Genomic DNA, 21,357 nt, shown 5'->3' with positions numbered 1-21,357 from the left:
TTTTACAAAATTAAATCATGATTTCTAGAAGTACCATAGACCGAGTTTTTGAATCTGCAAGAGTAGAGGAGGTTATTGGTGAGTTTGTTCAGCTTAAAAAAGCAGGAAGTAATTTTAAGGGATTAAGTCCTTTTACAGATGAAAAATCGCCATCATTCATGGTATCTCCTGTTAAACAAATTTGGAAAGATTTTTCTACAGGAAAAGGAGGTAATGCTATTTCTTTCTTAATGGAGCATGAGCATTATTCGTACCCAGAAGCCATAAAGTGGTTGGCAAAAAGGTACAATATAGAAATAGAAGAAACTGAGCAAACAGATGAGCAAAAAGCGCAAATGAATGAGCGTGAAAGCATGTTTCTAGTTTCAAAATTTGCTAAAGATTATTTTCACGATTTAATGCTAAACACGAACCAAGGTAAAGCCATTGGTTTAAGTTATTTTAAAGAGCGTGGTTTTACAGATGAAACTATTAAAAAGTTTGATTTAGGCTATTGTTTAGATGAATGGGATAATTTTACAAATGCAGCTTTAGCCAAAGGTTACGATTTAAAATATTTAGCTTCTACAGGTTTAACCATTGTAAAAGAAAACAAACAATTCGATCGTTTTAAAGGCAGAGTGATGTTTCCTATACATTCCATGTCTGGTAGAATTTTAGGTTTTGGAGGTAGAATTTTAAAAGCCGATAAAAAAGCCGCAAAATATCTTAATTCTCCTGAAAGCGATATTTATCATAAGAGTAAAATTCTTTACGGAATTTATCAGGCCAAAAAAGAAATTGCCAAACAAGATAATTGTTATTTGGTAGAAGGTTATACAGATGTAATTTCATTTAATCAATCTAATGTAGAAAATGTAGTAGCCTCTTCAGGTACAGCATTAACTTCAGATCAAATTCGTTTGGTAAACAGGTTAACCAAAAATATTACAGTTCTTTTTGATGGTGATGCAGCAGGAATTAGAGCTTCAATTCGTGGTATAGACTTAATTTTAGAGCAAGGAATGAACGTTAAAGTGGTTCAATTTCCTGATGGTGAAGATCCTGATAGTTTTGCAAAAGCGCATACCAATTCTGAGCTTAAAGCTTATCTAGAAGATTCTGCTCAAGATTTCATCAACTTTAAAGTTTCACTTTTATTAAAAGATTCTAATAATGATCCTGTAAAAAAGGCAGGTGTAATTAGAGATATTGTAACTAGTATTTCTAAAATTCCAGATTCTATTCAACGTGAAGTTTACATACAAGAATGTTCTAGAATTATGGAAATTTCTGAACGTGTTTTGTTTAGTGAATTGGCACAACTTTTAAAGAAAGAGGTTACTAATAAAGCTAGAAAAAGTAAACCGCAAGCACCTTCTAATCAAGATCCGAACCAACCACCTCCTGAGTATTTTGCAGAACTAGAACAGGCACAAATGGGTGTAGTAAAAGGTGGTGCAGTTGCTTTTAAAAAGGTAGATGAATTATCTATATTAGAAAGAGAAATTATTAGAATTTTGTTGCTTTATGGTAATGAGCAAGTAGATTTTATAGAAGAAATTATAAATGTTGATGAAGATGGTAAAGAAACCATAACAACAAGAACATATCAAAACACGGTTTCTGCAGAAATATATGTGCATTTGCATGATGATGAAATCGAATTTTCGAATGATATTTTTCAAGAAATATATACAGAAGTTATTCATCAAATAAATCAATCAGACAAATTAAATATTGATAGTTTAGTCAATCATCCTAACCCTTCTATTGCAAATACAGTAACTTCTATTTTAATGGATGAAGAAAAACATCAATTAAGTAATTGGGAAGGTCAAAACATTTTTGTAACCAAAGCAACAGAAGTGCTATACAAAGCTGTAAATGATTCTGTTTTTAACCTAAGAAGGATTTTAATTGGTAAAAAAATAGAGGAGTTAATGAATGAAGCTAAAGACAATGAAGCTCCTGTTTTAGATTTAGAGATGATTAAAGACTATACTTCACTAAAAATGAAGCTATTTAATAAACTTAATAGAGTAGTTTAATTAAGAGTTTACCATATTTCAATACCTTATTTTAGGATAACAATAAATTATAGATATTGATATTTACATTTCCATAAAACTTTCCAAAAAGGGTGTATATCCTTTGTTTCAACTAGTGTTTCGTAGTATTTTTGAACAGAAAAAGTTAAGCTACAGTGAAACGAATAGTAAGTATTATAAAGATTGCCCACTTGTTTTTAAAACTGCCTTTTGATATCTCAAATGGTTCAAAAAAGAAGTCATCAATTAGAATAAAAAAGTTAATGATATCTGCACGTTTGTTGTAAAAGCAAAATGTAAAGTGAATTGATTCAGAATGTTATCTTAATATTAACATTCATTCTAAAACTTTAAATAAAACCTTCTAATAATACCTGTTAATTGTTTTTTTGTATATTTGGCGCAAGAAAAAGAAATCGCACATTATGAAAAGAGTATTACAAATTTTAAAAATTATTCAACTATTTATTTTCTTACCATTCGAAATTTCAAATGGTTCTAAGAGAAGAGCTTACATGAGAATTAAGAAAATGATGGTTGCAGCTAACCTTTTATAAAAAGGAAAGTAACAAAATAAAAAACGGGCTAGTAAAATTTACTAGCCCGTTTTTTATGCTTTTATTTTAAATCTTCAGGAATTTCGCAAACAGGTATTGGTTGCATTTTATGCTGATTAATTCTATTTAGTCTTGTATAGATTTTATAGACTTCTAGTTCTCTTCCAGAAAAGTCATTTTCACTTTTTCCTTCATCTTGCATATTCATTGCCCATTCTAATTCATCGTAAGAAGCACCTATTTGTTCTTCATCAGTTCTGCTATCCCCAAATAAACCATCTGTGGGTTGTGCAATTTGTATAGAATTTGGCACACCTAAATGTGCTGCTAATGCATAAACTTCAGATTTCATTAAATCTGCAATCGGACTTAAATCTACACCACCATCACCATATTTTGTATAGAAACCTACACCAAAATCTTCAACTTTATTTCCTGTACCTGCAACTAAAGAACTGTTAATACCTGCTAAGTAATACAAAGTTGTCATTCTAAGTCTTGCTCTTGTATTAGCTAAAGATAAATCTACTTTTGCTTGATCATCTATTGTAGGTACAGCACTTTTAAAATCTTCAAAAGTAGAGGTTAAATCAACGCGAACTTCATTTACATTATCAAAACGTTCTTTTAATTGTGCAATATGTTCTTCTGCTCTAGAAACTTGACTAGCTGCTTGATGAATTGGCATTTCTACACATAAGGTTGGTAAGCCTGTTTTTGCACATAAAGTAGAAGTTAATGCAGAGTCTATACCTCCAGATACACCAACAACAAAACCTTTTACACCAGCATTAGTTGCATAATCTTTTAACCAATTTATAATATATTCTGCTACTTTTTCGGTATTCATTGATAAACTATTTTAGTATTTTTATCGTTCTTTATTTCAATCACTAAGATACAAAGATTATGAGATTTTACTTTGCGCTATTCATGGTTTTGATGTTATTTTTTTCTTGTTCTGATAAAAATAAGTCGCAAATAGATGTTTCTAACATAAATGTCGATTTTTTAATAGAACGATTTGAAGAAGATTTTTATAATGCGAACAAAGAATCTCTGAGTGATGTGAAACAAAAATATCCATATTTATTTCCTTATTCACTTACAGATAGTATAGCGCTTTCTAAAATTAATGATGCACAAGAAAGAGAATTGTATAATGAAACGAAGAAGGTTTATGAGAATGTAACTAATTTAAATAAAGATCTAACTTCGTTATTTAAACACGTAAAATATTATTATCCTTCTTTTGAATCACCTAAAGTGATTACCATGCTTAGTAATATCGACTATGATAATCGAGTGATTTATGCAGATAGTTTATTGCTAATTTCATTAGACGCTTATTTGGGTAAAACTCATCGATTTTATAGCGATTTTCCTAACTATATTAAAGAAACCAATACCGAAAACCATATTGTAGTAGATGTAGCAAATGCTATTATTGATAGCCAAATGCCAACATCAATGCAAAGACGCTTTGTAGATAAAATAGTTTATGAGGGTAAGAAAGCATATTTATTAAACAGCTATTTGCCTTATGTTTCAGAAGCGATTAAAATGGGTTATTCATTAGAGAAATTGAATTGGGCAAAAATGCACGAAGAACAAATTTGGATGTATTTTATAGAAAAAAACTTATTGTTTGATACGAATTCAAAATTGAGTCAGAGGTTTATAGATAATGCACCTTTTTCAAAATTCTATACTGCAGAAGATAAGGCTACACCAGGCAGAATTGGAGTTTGGTTAGGTTGGCAAATTGTTACTTCTTATATGCAACATAATGATGTATCTTTGCAAGAATTATTGAAAAAAGATTCAGAAGAAATCTTTAATAAATCAAAATACAAACCCAAAAAATAATGGCTGTTCTACATAATTCTGAGGTAAAATTTAATATAGGTTTAGACGAAAATAAAGTTCCTGAAGAAATTTCATGGACTGCAGAAGATGGTGGCATTCAAGATGATTCATCAAAAGCAGTAATGATTTCTGTTTGGGATCATAAGAAAAAAGATACTTTACGTATGGATTTGTGGACCAAAGACATGCCTGTTGATGAAATGAAACAATTTTATCATCAAACCTTAGTGTCTATGGCAGATACTTTTGAAAGAGCTACAGACGATCAAAAAATGAGTGCAACAATGCGTGATTTTTGCGATTATTTTGCAGAAAAGCTAGAGCTTAAAAAGTAAGGTTTATCCTTTTTTTATTTGGTTGATGATGTTAATGTAATCTTCAGGATTATTTACAAAATCAAGTTCGGAAACATCAATAACTAAGGTGTTCAAATTTTGTTGGGTGCTTATAAAGCTCTTATAACCATCGTGTATTTTTTGTAGGTAAGAAGCTTCTATATTTTGCTCATACTCTCTACCTCTTTTTTTGATATTTTCTAAAAGACGAGTGGTGTTCTGATATAGGTATACATACAAATCAGGTTTTGTAATTTCTTTATACATTAAATCGAACATTTTTCGATACAACAAGTACTCATCTTTTTGCAAAGTGATTTGAGCAAATATTAAAGATTTAAAGATGTAGTAATCTGAAACCACAAAGTTTTTAAACAGATCTAGTTGGGCCAAATCATCTGATAATTGTTGATATCTATCTGCCAAAAAACTCATTTCTAAAGGAAATGCAAAACGCTCTTTATCTTCATAAAATTTTGGTAGAAAAGGGTTGTCTGCAAAGCGTTCTAAAACAATTTTTGCATTAAACTCATCAGACATCATTTTAGAAAGTGATGTTTTACCTGCACCAATGTTACCTTCAATTGCAATGTAATTATACTTCTCAGAAATAGGTATTGGTCTAATCAAATTTTCGTTTACTACTGAGATCTCAGAAGAATCATTACAATTTTGTAAACAAACTCCTATTTTTTGTTTGGCTATAGGATGTATAACAGAACCTGCAATTTCGGCTAATGGTACCAGAACAAATTTACGTTCTAGCATCTTAGAATGAGGTACAATTAAGGTTTTAGAAAAGATGATTTCATCATCAAACAATAAAATATCAATATCTATATTTCTATCTGCATAGCCATCAGAATTATTACGCTCTCTACCCAATGAATTTTCTATATCTAGCAGAATTTGCATTAATTTTTCTGGTGGATGGTAAGTGCTAATTTTAAGGCAAATGTTATAAAAATCATTACTATCAAAACCCCAAGATGTAGTATTGTAGATAGAAGAAATACTTAGAACAGCTCCTGCTTTATCAGCAATAAGTTCTATTGCTTTTTGTAGGTGATGTAATCTGTTTCCTTGGTTTGTACCTAAGGATAAATAGGTAATTCTTTGAATTTTCATAAGAATCACAAAGAAACAAAAAAGCATAAAAAAATCGCCAATTAATATTGGCGATTTTTACGATCTATTTAAAAAGAATTTAATCTTCTTTTCTTTCTCTAGGTTTACGATCATCACGTCTGTTGTCACGTCCACGATTATCTCTTCCTCTGTTGTTGTCTCTTCCACGATTGTTATCTCTTGGTGCTCTTTCTTTATAACCTTCTGGTTTTGGTAAAAGTGCTTTTCTAGATACCTTTTCCTTACGTGTTCTTGGGTCTATACCAAAGTATTTAACATCTAAAACATCACCTAAATTAACAACGTCAGTAACATTGTCTGTGCGTTCCCAAGCTAATTCACTAACGTGTAATAGAACCTCGTTTCCTGGAGCTTCTGTATATTCTACAACTGCACCAAAATCTAACATTTTAATTACTTTAACTTCGTATACAGAACCTTTTTCTGGTTTGAATAACATTGATTCAATCTTAGCAATTACAGCATCCATTCCTGCTGGTTTTGTACCTAAAATTTCAATAATACCTTCTTCTGTTACTGGGTCTTCTGTAATTACAATTGTAGTTTCAGTTTCTTTTTGTAACTCTTGAATGTGTTTACCTCCTGGACCAATAAACGCACCAATTAAATCGTTTGGAATACGTCTAGTAATCATTTTAGGAGCATGTGCTTTTACATCGTTGTTAGGAGTTTCAATGGTATCTGTTAACTTCCCTAAGATATGTAAACGTCCATCTCTTGCTTGTTTTAATGCTTTTACTAAAATCTCATAACTTAATCCTTTGATTTTAATATCCATTTGACAAGCTGTGATACCATCTGCAGTACCTGTAACTTTAAAGTCCATATCTCCTAAGTGATCTTCATCACCTAAAATATCAGATAAAACAGCATGATTTGTACCATCAGAAATTAACCCCATTGCAATACCAGAAACAGGTTTCTTTAATTGTACACCAGCATCCATCAATGCCATAGTTCCAGAACAAACAGTTGCCATAGAAGAAGAACCATTAGATTCTAATACTTCTGATACTACTCTTACTGTATATGGGCAATCAGCAGGAATCATTCCTTTTAATGCTCTTTGTGCTAAATTTCCATGACCAACTTCTCTTCTAGACGTTCCTCTTATTGGACGTGCTTCACCAGTTGAAAAAGGAGGGAAGTTATAGTGTAAATAGAAAGTTTCTTCACCTTCATAAGATGGCATATCTATTTGGTTAGCTTCTCTACTTGTACCTAAAGTAACTGTTGCTAAAGCTTGAGTTTCTCCACGTGTAAAGATTGATGAACCATGAGTTGATGGTAAGTAATCTACCTCACACCAAATTGGTCTAATATCTGTAGTTTTACGTCCATCTAAACGTAAACCTTCTTTTAAAGTTAAATCGCGAATTGCATTTTTTTGAGCTTTCGCAACATATTTAGAAATTAAATTTCCATATTCAGCTTGCTCTTCTTCAGAAAATGAACTTTTAACCTCTTCTTTAATTTCACTAAAAGCTGCACTTCTTTCGTGTTTAGCAGAACCTGCTTTCGCAATTTCGTATGTTTTATCATATACTAAATCATGAATCTTTTTCTCTAAATCTTCATCATTAGTTTCTGGTGTGTATTCACGAGTTTCTTTTTTACCAAAAGCTTCAGCTAAGGCTACTTGTGCAGCACACTGTACTTTAATAGCTTCATGAGCAAACTTAATTGCTTCAGCCATTTCTTCTTCAGAACACTCATCCATTTCACCTTCTACCATCATTACAGAATCTGCAGAGGCACCAATCATCATATCAATATCAGCTTCTGCTAATTGTGCTCTTGTTGGATTGATGATAAATTCACCATTTACTCTACCAACTCTTACTTCAGAAATTGGGCATTCGAATGGTAAATCTGATAACTGAATAGCAGCAGAAGCAGCTAAACCAGCCATTGCATCTGGCATAACATCATCATCATGAGACATCATCTGAATCATAACCTGAGTTTCTGAATGATAATCTTTTGGGAATAATGGACGTAAAACACGGTCTACTAAACGCATTGTTAATACTTCACCATCACTTGGTCTTGCTTCTCTCTTAAAGAAACCTCCAGGATAACGTCCTGCAGCAGCAAATTTTTCTCTATAATCTACAGTTAATGGTAAGAAATCTACATCTTTCTGTTCGTAGTTAGAAACTACTGTACATAATAACATACATTTACCTGACTGAACAACAACTGAACCATGGGCTTGTTTTGCAAGCTTACCAGTTTCTAATGAGATGGTTCTTCCATCTCCAAGGTCTATGACCTCTCTAAATACTTTTGGAATCATAAATGAATTCTAAATTTTTAATTACTAATTTTTTGTTGTTGTGTTGTAGTTGTTGTGTGTTTTCTCCAATGGAAATACAAAAGGGTTGTTACTTCTTTTGATTTTTTTATAAAGTGTCTGTTTTCATCAACAGAAATTAAGTACTTTAAATAAAAAAGAGGCACGTTTATAGAGCCTCTTTTTTGTAAGAAATTATTTTCTAATTCCTAATTCTTTAATAATTGCACGATATCTTGCAATATCTTTTTTCTTTAGATAATCTAATAAACTTCTACGCTTACCAACCATCATTACTAAAGAACGCTCTGTATTAAAATCTTTACGATTGTTTTTTAAGTGCTCAGTTAAGTGGTTAATTCTGTGCGTGAATAACGCAATTTGACCTTCTGAAGAACCAGTATCGTTTTTTCCTTTACCGTGTTTTTCGAAGATGCTTTCTTTTACTTCTTTAGTTAAGTACATGCCAATATTATTTAAATGATTTTTATGTATATCAATGATGTATTCATTGAAGGTGCAAATATAGTCTTATTTTTTAGAATAACTAATTGAACTTAAACCTTTTTATTTAGGCTCTTACAGGTATATTCTGAATTAAATCTATATATAAGTTTACTTGTTTTTTTAATTCTTTACGCTCGTAAATAGCATCTAAAAATCCATGTTCTAAAACAAATTCTGATTTTTGAAAACCTTCTGGTAATTCTTTACCTGTAGTATCTTTTACTACTCTTGGTCCTGCAAATGCAATTAAAGCATTTGGTTCTGCTATATTGATATCACCTAACATTGCATAAGATGCAGTTGTACCACCTGTTGTTGGGTCTGTACATAAAGAAATGTAAGGTATTTTAGCTTCTGCCAATTGTGCTAATTTTGCAGAGGTTTTTACCAATTGCATTAAAGAAAGCGAAGCTTCCATCATTCTAGCTCCTCCAGATTTTGAGACCATTAAAAACGGAATCTTATTTTCTATAGAGTAGTTAATAGCTCTTGCAATTTTTTCTCCAACAACAGATCCCATAGAACCTCCAATAAAAGCAAAATCCATAGCAGCAATTACCAAATCTTTACCTAAAGATTTACCAACTGCAGTTCTTACAGCATCTTTTAGCTTTGTTTTTTCTTGAGCCGCTTTTAATCTGTCTGGATATTTTTTTGTGTCCTCAAATTTTAGAGGATCTTTTGATGTTAGTGATTCGTTTAATTCTTCAAACTTATTATCGTCAAAAAATAATTCGAAGTATTCTTTACTACCAATTCTTACGTGATAACCATCTTCTGGACTCACATAAAGATTTTTCTTTAATTCTTCTGTATCTATAATTTTACCACTAGGTGTCTTATACCAAAGACCTTTAGGAGTATCTTTTTTTTCTTCTGTTGGTGTTTGTATTCCTTTATCAGTTCTTTTAAACCAAGCCATATAGTTTACTTTTAATTTACTTTTTTACAATTTAATATTTCTTTTTCATCCTAAAGCAAGTGTACAAATATAAGTGTTTTTGTGAACTATCAATATTTCTTTAATTGTTTATTTTTGAGTGTTTTGCATAAAAAAAGCATTTTGATTTTTACATCAAAATGCTTGTATTATTATAATTACTTCTGTTTATAAAGTATCTACATTATTTAAATCTGCAAATGCTTGTTTTAAACGCGCTTTAAACGTTTCTTCTCCTAAACGTAACCATTTTCTTGGATCGTAATATTTTTTGTTAGGTTGGTCTGCACCATCAGGATTACCAATTTGAGTAGCTAAATAATCTGCTTTACCTTGCATGTAATCTCTAATTCCTTCTGTAAATGCAAATTGTAAATCTGTATCGATGTTCATTTTTATAACTCCATAACCTATAGCCTCTCTAATTTCCTCTAAAGTAGAACCAGAACCACCATGAAAAACAAAGTCGATATGATTTTCTTCCACACCATATTTTTTGGTGATGAATTCTTGAGAATTCTTTAAAATTTTCGGTGTTAATTTTACATTACCTGGTTTGTAAACTCCATGCACATTACCAAAAGCTGCTGCAATTGTAAACTGTGGAGAAACTTTCATTAACTCTTCGTAAGCATAAGCTACTTCTTCTGGTTGTGTGTATAATTTAGAAGCATCTACATCTGAATTATCTACACCATCTTCTTCACCACCTGTAATACCTAATTCTATTTCTAAAGTCATACCCATTTTGCTCATTCTAGCTAAGTATTCTTTACAAATCTCTATGTTTTCTTCAATTGGTTCTTCAGATAAATCAATCATATGAGAACTGTATAAAGGTTTTCCAGTTTCTTCGAAGTGTTTTTCTGATGCATCTAATAAACCATCAATCCATGGTAATAATTTTTTTGCACAGTGATCTGTGTGTAAAATTACAGGCACTCCATACGCTTCTGCTAATTCATTTACATGTTTTGCACCAGCTATACCACCAGCAATTGCAGATTTTTGATTTTCGTTAGATAAACCTTTACCTGCATTAAACTGAGAACCACCATTTGAAAACTGAATAATTACAGGAGCATTTAATTCTTTTGCAGTTTCTAAAACAGCATTAATAGTATTAGAACCAACAACATTTACTGCTGGTAATGCAAAGCCTTTTTCTTTAGCGTAGTTAAATATTTCTTGAACTTCTTTACCTGTTGCAACACCAGGTTTTATGTTGTGACTCATTTTTTTTATTTTAATTGATAGATTCCAAAAATACTAAAAATTAACATGTTAATTTTAAATAGCTCCTGATAAAATAACGAAAACGTTTCCTTTTAAAAAGGATAATTGATACCTATATTGTATACTGCATTGCTAAAATTGTAGTTTTTAAACCATTTATTTTCGTTCAAATACGGTTCGTAGGTTTTGAAACCAACATCAAACCTTAAGATTAAAAAATTAAAATCTAATCTTGCTCCAACTCCAGAACCTATAGCAATATTTTGTAAAGAGGAGAAACTGTTTAGTTTTTCATTGTCATTTACAAAACTAGAGCCAGAGATATCCCAAATGTTTCCTGCATCTACAAATAGTGCTCCTTTTAATCTACCAACTACATCAAATCTGTATTCTAAACTTGTTAAAAATTTGAAACTACCTATATTAAATTCTAAACCATTATCTCTTGCTCCAGGTCCTAATTCATATGTCTGCCAAGCTCTAATATCATTTGATCCTCCAGCAAAATAGGCTTTCACAAACGGAATGTTAGAATTATCGTAAGTAAAAATTGCTCCTACAAAAGTTCTAAACGCAAAAACAGAATTGTTACCCATATCCCAAAACTTTTTGTACTCAATATCTGTTTTGAAGTATTGAGCTAAAGGAATATTTAAAAACGTCTTTTTGTTATTAGCGTTTCTTTTATTTGATAATAAACCTAAGAAATTACCCGAGTTTGCAACTCTCGCTCTAAAAAAAGAAAAGTTATTATCTTTAAAACTGGTCTGGTTGTTATAGGTAAATGAATAGGCTAAAATCGGGATTAAAAAATCGGAAGTAATAATATTATATCTGTTTAAAATATTTAAACTTGTATTGTATTCATCTGGATTTGACGCTTGGAAATTAGCGTCATTAACAACAGTATTCATAAAAGAAACAGCACCATCAGGTAACTGTAAATCTGCGTTATTGTTGTTGTAAATTTTAGCAATATCATTTAAAGTTTCGTACTCAGAATTATAGATATTAAAGAAACTGCCTACATTTAAATTCTTAATATATTGCGTGTTTAAAATCTCTAATTGAATAGTTTTAGTTGGTGTATATTGCCATTTATAATCGGTTAAAAAAGTAAAGGTTTGCCTATCTAAACCAATGTTTTTTTGAAAACTAGAACCTAAAGAAAATAAGGTTCTTGGAGACATTTCTTTTGGTACGAATTTGCTTAGACCGAAAGGAGCAATAAACCTTGGAATTTCTAGAGATAAGTCTGAACCAATTTCCCAACCAGGACCATTTTGTGAATTAAACCACGAGCCTAAAAAAGACATTTTAGCCAATTCTGCACCTTTAAATGTATTTCTATTGGTAAGTGAAAATTTACCTGATACTCCAATATTTCTAATATTAGAATGGGTTAATTCAGTTTCAAAACCTAATGTGTATTTTTCTAAAGGCGATAAAAAAACATCCATTATTAATTCATCTTCAGAACCTGGAGTTGAAGAGAATTTAATATTTGTTGATTTAAAATTTTTAAGTGATTTTAAGTTTATTCTTGTTAAATTATTTAAGGTGTCTTTATAAATTTCTCCCTTTTTTAAAAAGATATTTTCTGATAAATATTTTGGGTTATATAAGATCTTATCATAAGCAAAAAAGTTAATGCCCTTATAGTTTGTAGAATCTGAAAACGTCTCTGAGTTATTATCAAAAGAGTAATCTGTAATAACATTTATTTCTTTAATGTTATGAACTCTGTAAGGTTTTTCTAAGTATCTACCATTATCTTCTATAAGTCTGTTTGCAGATATTAAGAAGTCTACGTTTGTTTTGTAATCTGTTCTAGTAGAGTCTACATAAAACCCAAGAGCAGATTCAGTAAAATTATAAATTCCGTTATTTCTAAATAATTTTACGACTTCACTAGCTTCGTTTCTAAAGGTTTGATCTATGTACTGATCTCCTTTTTTTAGTAAACTAACTCTACCAGATTTTTGATAAATAGAATCTAAGATTGGCGATTTTATTTTAATGTTTATGGTGTCAAAAAGGGTAGGTCTACCTTTTTTAATTTCATAAGTTACTTCTGCCTTTTTGTTAATCGTATCAATTTTACTGCTAACAGTAGATTTAAAGTAACCTTGCGTTTTGTAAAATGCCGCTAAATTTTCTGTGGTTTGTTTTACTTTTTTTTCGTTTAATAGCTTAGGTTCATCAAAATTTAAAAACCATTGATTTAAATTAATAAAAGAATTGGCATAAGCTATACTTTGTTTTTCAGAAAAAACACTTTTTACAAATTTGTAAGAGGTAGGATGCTCTAAGGCCCAATTAGATGGTGTTTTTGGTTTTGCATGGTTTCCTAAATTGTGTACATACAATCCAAAAGGCATTCCTAAAAAACGAGGATTTGGTTTTTGAAGTATGTATCTCTGTAACTCAGTACCATTTGTTTTTGTACTGTCAATTATAATTAAATTTTTTGTAAGTAGGTATTGCCCATCAATAACATGTTCTGTAGAATTACATGAAATTAAAAAGAGAATTAATAAAAAATAAAACGTAAGTTTTTTCATTATTTTAGCAATCCAAAGAAAATCAAAAATAGTATTTTCTTATGGTTTATTTTTATTTACATCCAATTAATGAGCATCTCCAAAAATCAACTTAAAGTTATAACTAGTTTGTCTCAAAAAAAGTATAGAGAAAAACATGGTTTATTTATTGCAGAAGGCGTAAAAGTAGTAGAAGAGCTTTTGCAATCTTCGTTAAAAGTGATGCAATTGTTTGCTTTAGATGATTATAATGTGAAAGGTTATGAGGATGTAGTAACTCGAATTTCTGAAGCAGAGTTGAAAAAGATAAGCAAACTAAAATCACCTAACAAAGTAGTGGGGCTTTTTAAAATTCCTGATGAACAACAGTTACAACATAAAGGGTTTATTTTAGCATTAGATGAAATAAATGATCCTGGAAATTTGGGTACTATAATTCGTCTGTGTGATTGGTTTGGAGTACAACAATTGGTTTGTTCTAAGAACACTGTAGATTGTTACAATCAAAAAGTTGTGCAGGCTAGTATGGGTTCTTTAACTCGTGTTTCTATTAAATATATAGATTTAGAAGAATATTTGAATTCAACTAAAACTCCTATTTATATTGCTGATATGCAAGGTTCAAATGTTTATAGTTCTCAATTACCTGAGGAAGCAATTTTAGTTATGGGTAATGAAGCAAATGGAATATCTGATGCAGTTAGAGCAATTGTACAAAATAAAATATCCATTCCTAGATTTGGAGATACCCAAGAAACAGAGAGTTTAAATGTTGCAACTGCAACAGCTATTTTGTTAAGCGAATTTAAAAGAAGGTAGTTTACTCGAAAGCAAAGTTTAGAAAAATACCACGAGTTCCCATAAAGTTTACAGGAGCTGTCCACTGACTGTTTGGGTTGTCATCGTATTTAATTTCGTTGTTAAATGCAAAAACGCCACGAATGGAAGGTGAAAACTTGAAGAAGTTCAAATAAATATCTATACCCATACCAACTTCGTACATAAAATTATGTGATTGCATTCTAAACTGTCCAGCTGAATTATCATCTTGATTTTCTGCGTTACTAGAAAAATTATAATCGTAAGAAACTCCAGCTAGAACATAAGGCCTTATATTTTTGTATCTATCTGTGCTAAATTTTAAGATAACAGGCACATGTAAGTATGTAGAGCCAATTTCTCTAACGCTGTCTTGAGCAGTATCAATATGATTAAAATAGATGTTTTTTGAATTTGTAACCAAGCCTGGTTCAAAGCGTAAGTTCAGGTTTTTGTGTAAACGTAAATCTGCAATTAACCCAACATTAAAACCTAAAGATGGCTCTACTGTAATATTGGCATTACTAATATTACTATTTCTTAAGTTTAGTTTAAAATCGTTTTGGTTTACTCCTAAATAAAAACCATAATGTAATTTTCTTTTATCGAACGTTGGTAAATTTTCAACACGATCTCTTTGCGCAAATATTGATGCTGATATAAATAAACAAATAGTTAGAAGAAATACTTTTTTGGCCATACTTATTTTCTTGCAGTATAAATTGTTGCTACCCCAAAAGTAACAGGATCTGCTTTTGTATGAGTAAACCCATTTTTTTGCAAAATATTGTTGAACGCTTCTCCAAAAGGAAAAGAATTGGCTGATTCAGACAAATAAGAATAAGCACTTTTATCTTTAGAGAATAATTTACCTACGGTTGGTAAAAATAAATTGGTGTATAATTTATATCCTTGTTTAAAAGGAAATTTTACTGGATTTGAAGTTTCTAAAATAACCAATACTCCTGTTGGTTTTAAAACCCTAGCTATTTCTTTTAAACCTTTATTTAGGTTGGCAAAATTACGCACCCCAAAAGAAACTGTAATAGCATCAAAAGTAGCATCATCAAAAGGCATTGCTTCAGAATCACCAACAATCATTTCTATTTTATCAGATAAATTTGCTTTTGCAATTTTTTGTTTACCTACTTCTAACATTCCCGCAGAAATATCTAAACCTACAATTCTATCAGGATTTAAATCTGACATCATTAATGCTAAATCTCCTGTACCAGTTGCAATATCTAAAATTTGCTTTGGGTTGTTCTGGCCAACAATTTCTACAACTTTTTTACGCCATTTAATATCAATACCTAAAGATATTACTCTGTTTAAACCATCGTAATTTTCAGAAATATTATCAAACATTTGGGCAACTTGTTCTTTCTTGCCTAGTTTTGAATCTTTATATGGATTGATTTTTTCTGCTGACATTTGGTTATCCGTTAATTGCTACAACTTCGTTAATTTGATTTGGTAACATCTCTTTTAAAAGAGATTCTATACCGTTTTTTAAAGTGGCTGTAGAAGATGGACATCCACTACAAGCTCCTTGTAAAATTACGCTTACTACCTTGTTTTGCTCATCATAAGAACGAAAAGCAATATTTCCTCCATCACCAGCTACAGCAGGTTTTATATATTCATCTAAAATATCAGAAATTTGAGCAGGTATACCTTCTAACTTAACTACTGGTGCAACCACTTCTGGAGTTTTGCTAGTTTCTACAGTTGGCAAATCTTTAATAATGGTTTTGCCATCTACTAAATATTCACGAATAAAACTTCTTACTTCTGCAAAAACTTCATTCCACTCAACCATATCATATTTAGTAACAGATATATAATTGTCTGAAATAAAAACTTCTTTTACAAATGGAAAATTAAAAATTGCTTGTGCTAAAGGAGATGATTTACTAGCTTCCTCAATATTTTTATATTCAACATCAGTTTGAGTTAAAGCTTTATTAGTACCAAACTTCATTACTGCAGGATTTGGTGTAACCTCTGCATAAACTTCTATAGCTTCTTTTTTTGATGATGTTGTTTCTTCGTTCACAACAATATTTCCATCAGAAATATATGCTTCTATTTGTTCTGCAACCTCATCTTGTACATCTGCCCATTCTACAATATCAAAACGTTGTATGGCAATAAAATTTGCAGTAATAAATACCTTTTTTACAAATGGTAAATAGAATAGTTGTTGTGCTAAAGGTGAGTTTTTAGCTTCATCTATATTTGAAAATTCATAACTACCACCATTAATTAAAACCTTTGTACTATTAAATTTTAATATGGTTTCGTTGGTAGTTTCTTGAATGGTAATTTTTGTCTCTTGCATGTGCTTGTCGTAAGTTGCAAAATTAAGGTAAAAAACTCAATTTAAATAAAAAAGACCTTGTATTTATTTAAAAATACAAGGCCTATTTAGGGATAATTTTTCTTACAAACTAAGTGATACTGAAGCTGTAAAAACTTTATTATCTAAAGTTAAGTTGGCAGGATCCACGTTAAAGCCTGAGTAAAAGTTATACGCTGCAGTTCTATTACTATCACTGTATGATAAGTCTACTTTAAAGTTACCAAAATTATAACCAGCTCCTAATGAATAACCCTTTAAATCGTCTGATTCTAGGGCATTGATATCTGGACTCTGCTCAAAACGATAACCACCTCTTAAACTTAATCTATCTAACCTCCATTCTGCACCTACGTTAAAATTGTGTGTATTTTGATAATCATCTTGAAAAGACTGGTTTTCTTGTGAAAAGTCTGCACCAGACAATGTAATATTTTTAAAGTTTTTGTTGGTGTAGTCGAAACTTAAAAGACCATTTTTACCAAAAATTAATGCACCACTAGCTGTTAATTTACTTGGTGTTCTTAATCTGTACACCAATGCTTGAGATGGAAAAAATCCGCCAGCTGTATTGTCATAAATTGCGCTGTCATTACTTACAAAAATTTCAGTATCTCCAAGATAGCCATCGTTATCTAAAATATTACTTTCTTCAAGAACTTCTGAAAACCAGGTAGGTGTTTGGTAAGATAAACCAAATCTAAAATATTGATTTGCTTTGTAGATAAAACCTAAGTTAGCAGAAAAACCTTGTCCAGAAGTAAAATTTTCTTGGTACAAAAAGGCATCTAACTCGTTACCATTAGAATCGCTATTAAATTCTGATAATGTAGATCGTTGACTGAAATTTAAATCATAAAAATTTAGACCCAAACCAACATGTAATTTGTTTTGATGTACTGCAGAGAAACCAATGTTAAATTCACTTAAATCACCTCCATAGGTGTTGTTAAAAGCTTGTTCATCTGCAATGTTATAGTTAATTGGAGGATTATTATTATCTAAAGGAAATTCAGTAAAAGTTGCTACACCACTATTACCTCTCGCATTAAAATCATCTGAAAAATCTTTTGTAAGTCTGTAGTTAAAACCAACCGCGAATTTATCCCAGCCAGAATTGCTAAACTCTCTAAATACCAAAACAGCACCTGCTTGTGAAAGATTAATAAATTGATTGTCATTCATTAATGAATTTCCATAATAGTCAGATGTAATTTGTGAGTTTCTAGAATTAAAAGTACCAGTAAAACTACTGTTATTAAATACAGATAAACCTGCAGGATTGATATTTATTGATGAAATGTCTCCACCAAGAGCACCAAATGCTCCACTCATAGCTGTAAAACGTGCTGTACCTATATTGTCATCTTTAGAGAATAAAAGACCTAAATCTTGGTATCCTAAAGATTGAGAAAAAGACACAGTTGTAAACGCGCTTAAAATCGCTAGTATTAATAATTTCTTCATAATGTATGCTATCTATTTTTTAATTTCTTCTTCTACTAGATGATGATCCTCTACTAGATGTTCCTCTACTTGAAGAAGAACTAGATGAACTTCTTGATGCAGATGATCTAGACGAACTTCTTGAATTTGTAGAAGAAGACCTATAAGATCTATTTGATGAACTAGAGGCTCTATTATTTCTACTTGAACTACTTCTTCTTGAAGTAGAGCTTCCTCTTCTAGAGGTTGTTCCACTTCTTCTATTCGTAGTTGTAGTACCTCTTCTACTGGTGGTTGTGGTACCTCTTCTATTTGTAGTTGTAGTACTTCTTCTATTAGTAGTTGTAGTACCTCTTCTTCTAGTAGGAGTTGTGGTAGTATTTCTTCTAATAGTATTTGTAGTTCTTCTGCCTGTAGTTGTATTTCTTACAGTATTGTTATTTCTATTTCTATTGTAGGCATTATTTCTTCTATTATTTGCAATTACAGTATTTCTTCTACCATATCTATAAACACTATTGTTATTATAATATCTATTATTTCTAAACCCTGTTATTCCAAAATTTGGTAAAAATGGATGTAAATACCCACCATTCCAAAATCCTGAATATGGGTTTATGAATCCCCAGTTTGCATAAGAGGCATCCCAAGTATTGAATCCCCAAGGTCTTCCAAATCCTCTTCTCCATCTCCAAGGGTTATTGAAACCCCAATTATTCCAGCCGCCAACAGCCCAAACATTAAAACCCCAATTTCTACCAAATCCGCCCCAATAAGGATTGTTTCTAAAGTTTAAATTCACAATCACATTATTATCTTCATAACCCCAAGGTTGTGCTCCATTATAGCTCGTGTTTTCTCCAGCAAATTCTCCGTTATTTAAGCCATCATCGTAATAATAGTCATCTACATCTGTAAATATTTCGTTATTATCAATATTTTGTAAATCCTCTAGTTTTTTAGTAAAATAATCCTCCTCATAATCATTATATTCCTGTTCATTTACAACAATAATTTTCTTTTCTTGATTTTGAGGATTAGTATCACCATAGATACCATCGTCATTATAAACACTCTGATATGTACCACATGAAACTAAAAATAAATTAGCCGTAACAAATAGTACAAGTTGGGTAAGCTTTACGTTCTTATAATGTAGTTTCATAATTGTTTGTTTTTTAATGTTATGCTTTATTTCTAAAATCATTACTAAAAACTCCTAAATTATAGTAATTTTGCTACTATTAATGTTAAAAGTGATTTTAATTAAATAATATTTACTTTAAAGGTAACAACATTTGTGCCAAAGTTTTAAATATGAGTAAGAAGTTAACAAAAAGAGCCGAAGATTATTCTAAATGGTATAACGAATTAGTGGTGAAAGCAGATCTTGCAGAAAATTCTGCGGTAAGGGGTTGTATGGTTATAAAGCCTTACGGATTTGCAATTTGGGAAAAAATGCAAGCAGAATTAGATAGGATGTTTAAAGAAACTGGGCATGAGAATGCATATTTTCCTTTATTTGTTCCTAAAAGTTTGTTTGAAGCCGAAGAAAAAAATGCAGAAGGTTTTGCTAAAGAATGTGCAGTAGTTACTCATTATAGATTACAGAATGATCCTGATAATGAAGGTAAGTTAAGAGTTGATCCAGAAGCAAAGTTAGAAGAAGAGTTAGTGGTAAGACCAACCTCTGAGGCTATTATTTGGAATACCTATAAAGGATGGATACAATCTTACAGAGATTTACCCTTGTTAATTAATCAATGGGCCAATGTTGTTCGATGGGAAATGAGAACACGTTTGTTTTTAAGAACAGCAGAGTTTTTATGGCAAGAGGGGCATACTGCTCATGCTACTAAAGCTGAGGCAGTAGCCGAAGCAAAACAAATGCAAGATGTTTATGCAGAGTTTGCTGAAAACTTTATGGCAATGCCAGTTATCAAAGGAGTAAAATCAGATAGTGAGCGTTTTGCTGGAGCTGAAGATACCTATACTATAGAAGCATTAATGCAAGATGGTAAGGCATTACAAGCAGGTACTTCTCATTTTTTAGGTCAGAACTTTGCAAAAGCTTTTGACGTAAAGTATACCTCTAAAGAAGGTAAGCAAGAACATGTTTGGGCTACATCTTGGGGAGTTTCAACTCGTTTAATTGGAGGTTTAATTATGACACATTCAGATGATAATGGATTAGTACTACCTCCTAAACTAGCTCCTATACAAGTAGTAATAGTTCCTATTTACAAAAATGATGAACAATTAGAAGCAATTACTGATAAAGTAAACGCTATAAGTATTGGGTTAAGAAAAAAAGGAATCTCTGTGAAATATGATAATAGAGATACTTTTAGACCAGGAGCAAAATTTGCGGAGTATGAACTTAAAGGAGTTCCTGTAAGGATTGCATTAGGCGCACGTGATTTAAAAAATGGAACACTAGAAGTTGCAAGAAGAGACACTTTAGAAAAAAATACAATTGATATTAATGATGCTGTGAGTTGTATTGATGGTTTATTAAAAGACATTCAAAATAATTTATTTGATAAAGCTATAAACTTTAGAAAAGAGCATACTACAGAGGTTAACGATTTTAAAGAATTCAAAAAAGCCTTAAAAAATACTGGAGGATTTATTTCTGCACACTGGGATGGTACAGAAGAAACAGAAGATCGAATAAAAGAATACACTAAAGCTACTATTAGGTGTATACCAAATGATGCTGAAAATGAGCCTGGAGTATGTGTTTTAACAGGTAATCCTTCTGCCAAAAGAGTGCTTTTTGCAAAGGCGTATTAATTTTTTTGAAAAAAAAATAAAAAAAGGTTGCAGAATTTCAAAAACGTTGTATATTTGCATCCGCAATTGAGAGATAATTGATTGTTATGGTCCGTTCGTCTAGGGGTTAGGACGCATGGTTTTCATCCATGTAACACGGGTTCGATTCCCGTACGGACTACAAAAGTTTTAAATAAAAAACGAGAAAACAAAGTTATGGCAAATCACAAGTCAGCATTAAAAAGAATTAGAAGTAACGAATCTAAAAGATTACGTAACAAATATCAGCACAAGACTACTAGAAATGCTGTTAGAGATTTACGTACAGTTGAAGATAAGAAAGAAGCTGAAGGTAAATTAAGTAACGTTATTTCTATGTTAGACAAATTAGCAAAGAATAATATTATTCATAAGAATAAAGCTGCAAATTTAAAATCTAAATTAACGAAGCACGTTGCTGCGTTATAGATTTTAATTCTAGAATATAAAACGA

At 31.0% G+C, this 21,357-nt stretch carries 19 protein-coding genes and 1 tRNA gene; 8 read left to right on the top strand and 12 right to left on the bottom strand.

The features are described from left to right. Window positions 1–17: 17 nt before the first annotated feature. Window positions 18–2,030, top strand: a complete 2,013-nt coding sequence (dnaG, locus tag V7R38_RS02395; RefSeq protein ID WP_334055892.1) for a DNA primase — start codon at window positions 18–20, stop codon at window positions 2,028–2,030. Between the two features lie 425 nt (window positions 2,031–2,455). Further along, complete coding sequence (locus tag V7R38_RS02390; RefSeq protein ID WP_015481941.1) at window positions 2,456–2,587, top strand: hypothetical protein; 132 nt, start codon at window positions 2,456–2,458, stop codon at window positions 2,585–2,587. A gap of 61 nt (window positions 2,588–2,648) precedes the next feature. Here V7R38_RS02390 and nadE read toward each other — a convergent pair whose 3' ends face one another. After that, on the bottom strand, window positions 2,649–3,437 hold the full coding sequence (gene nadE / locus V7R38_RS02385; protein WP_334055891.1) for an NAD(+) synthase: 789 nt from the start codon (window positions 3,435–3,437) through the stop codon (window positions 2,649–2,651). Window positions 3,438–3,496: 59 nt separating this feature from the next. Here nadE and gldB point away from each other — a divergent pair, with 59 nt between their 5' ends. Both gldB and gldC read left to right on the top strand, forming a co-directional pair. Continuing rightward, window positions 3,497–4,456, top strand: a complete 960-nt coding sequence (gldB, locus tag V7R38_RS02380) for a gliding motility lipoprotein GldB (RefSeq protein ID WP_334055890.1) — start codon at window positions 3,497–3,499, stop codon at window positions 4,454–4,456. After that, window positions 4,456–4,791: a gliding motility protein GldC gene (gldC, locus tag V7R38_RS02375; RefSeq protein WP_015481944.1), complete on the top strand. Its 336-nt coding sequence runs from the start codon at window positions 4,456–4,458 to the stop codon at window positions 4,789–4,791. The genes gldB and gldC overlap by 1 nt, the downstream gene beginning before the upstream one ends. A gap of 3 nt (window positions 4,792–4,794) precedes the next feature. Here gldC and folK read toward each other — a convergent pair whose 3' ends face one another. From folK to tamL, 6 genes are all read right to left on the bottom strand, one after another. Further along, window positions 4,795–5,919, bottom strand: coding sequence for a 2-amino-4-hydroxy-6-hydroxymethyldihydropteridine diphosphokinase (folK, locus tag V7R38_RS02370; RefSeq protein ID WP_334055889.1), 1,125 nt, complete (start codon window positions 5,917–5,919; stop codon window positions 4,795–4,797). A gap of 79 nt (window positions 5,920–5,998) precedes the next feature. Next, window positions 5,999–8,239 (bottom strand): polyribonucleotide nucleotidyltransferase, encoded by a 2,241-nt coding sequence (locus V7R38_RS02365; RefSeq protein WP_334055888.1) that lies wholly within the window; start codon window positions 8,237–8,239, stop codon window positions 5,999–6,001. Window positions 8,240–8,431: 192 nt separating this feature from the next. Then, a complete protein-coding gene (gene rpsO, locus V7R38_RS02360; protein WP_015481947.1) occupies window positions 8,432–8,701 on the bottom strand; it encodes a 30S ribosomal protein S15 in 270 nt (89 codons plus the stop codon). A gap of 106 nt (window positions 8,702–8,807) precedes the next feature. Beyond that, window positions 8,808–9,665, bottom strand: a complete 858-nt coding sequence (gene accD, locus V7R38_RS02355; protein ID WP_015481948.1) for an acetyl-CoA carboxylase, carboxyltransferase subunit beta — start codon at window positions 9,663–9,665, stop codon at window positions 8,808–8,810. A 186-nt stretch (window positions 9,666–9,851) separates the two neighbouring features. After that, window positions 9,852–10,919, bottom strand: coding sequence for a class II fructose-bisphosphate aldolase (gene fbaA, locus V7R38_RS02350; protein WP_334055887.1), 1,068 nt, complete (start codon window positions 10,917–10,919; stop codon window positions 9,852–9,854). Window positions 10,920–11,011: 92 nt separating this feature from the next. Then, window positions 11,012–13,483, bottom strand: coding sequence for a translocation and assembly module lipoprotein TamL (gene tamL / locus V7R38_RS02345; protein ID WP_334055886.1), 2,472 nt, complete (start codon window positions 13,481–13,483; stop codon window positions 11,012–11,014). A 69-nt stretch (window positions 13,484–13,552) separates the two neighbouring features. On the opposite strand from tamL, the gene V7R38_RS02340 reads away from it, so the two are divergent. Continuing rightward, window positions 13,553–14,281 carry a TrmH family RNA methyltransferase gene (locus V7R38_RS02340; protein WP_334055885.1) on the top strand — a complete coding sequence of 243 codons (729 nt, stop codon included), beginning with the start codon at window positions 13,553–13,555 and terminating at the stop codon, window positions 14,279–14,281. Between the two features lies 1 nt (window position 14,282). Here V7R38_RS02340 and porT read toward each other — a convergent pair whose 3' ends face one another. The 5 genes from porT to V7R38_RS02315 form a co-directional block, all read right to left on the bottom strand. Next, the gene (gene porT, locus V7R38_RS02335; RefSeq protein ID WP_015481952.1) at window positions 14,283–14,981 is read right to left on the bottom strand and encodes a type IX secretion/gliding motility protein PorT/SprT; all 699 of its coding nucleotides are present in this window, start codon (window positions 14,979–14,981) and stop codon (window positions 14,283–14,285) included. 2 nt (window positions 14,982–14,983) lie between these two features. Continuing rightward, window positions 14,984–15,715: a bifunctional demethylmenaquinone methyltransferase/2-methoxy-6-polyprenyl-1,4-benzoquinol methylase UbiE gene (gene ubiE / locus V7R38_RS02330; RefSeq protein ID WP_334055884.1), complete on the bottom strand. Its 732-nt coding sequence runs from the start codon at window positions 15,713–15,715 to the stop codon at window positions 14,984–14,986. Window positions 15,716–15,719: 4 nt separating this feature from the next. Further along, window positions 15,720–16,625, bottom strand: a complete 906-nt coding sequence (locus tag V7R38_RS02325) for a NifU family protein (RefSeq protein WP_334055883.1) — start codon at window positions 16,623–16,625, stop codon at window positions 15,720–15,722. Between the two features lie 102 nt (window positions 16,626–16,727). Then, the gene (locus V7R38_RS02320; RefSeq protein ID WP_334055882.1) at window positions 16,728–18,110 is read right to left on the bottom strand and encodes an OmpP1/FadL family transporter; all 1,383 of its coding nucleotides are present in this window, start codon (window positions 18,108–18,110) and stop codon (window positions 16,728–16,730) included. Between the two features lie 19 nt (window positions 18,111–18,129). After that, complete coding sequence (locus V7R38_RS02315; RefSeq protein ID WP_334055881.1) at window positions 18,130–19,254, bottom strand: hypothetical protein; 1,125 nt, start codon at window positions 19,252–19,254, stop codon at window positions 18,130–18,132. Between the two features lie 152 nt (window positions 19,255–19,406). On the opposite strand from V7R38_RS02315, the gene proS reads away from it, so the two are divergent. The 3 genes from proS (at window position 19,407) to rpsT (ending at window position 21,332) form a co-directional block, all read left to right on the top strand. Beyond that, entirely contained in the window at window positions 19,407–20,885 is a 1,479-nt protein-coding gene (proS, locus tag V7R38_RS02310) for a proline--tRNA ligase (RefSeq protein ID WP_334055880.1), read from the top strand. Between the two features lie 88 nt (window positions 20,886–20,973). Then, window positions 20,974–21,045 (top strand) — tRNA-Glu (locus V7R38_RS02305). Between the two features lie 35 nt (window positions 21,046–21,080). Beyond that, window positions 21,081–21,332, top strand: coding sequence for a 30S ribosomal protein S20 (gene rpsT / locus V7R38_RS02300; protein WP_015481958.1), 252 nt, complete (start codon window positions 21,081–21,083; stop codon window positions 21,330–21,332). Window positions 21,333–21,357 lie beyond the last annotated feature (25 nt).

Origin of the sequence: Polaribacter sp. P097 (assembly GCF_036864555.1) — a bacterium.
Lineage (GTDB): Bacteria > Bacteroidota > Bacteroidia > Flavobacteriales > Flavobacteriaceae > Polaribacter.
The sequence above is the reverse complement of the archived record's forward strand: the minus strand, read 5'-3'. Positions and strand labels throughout refer to the sequence as shown.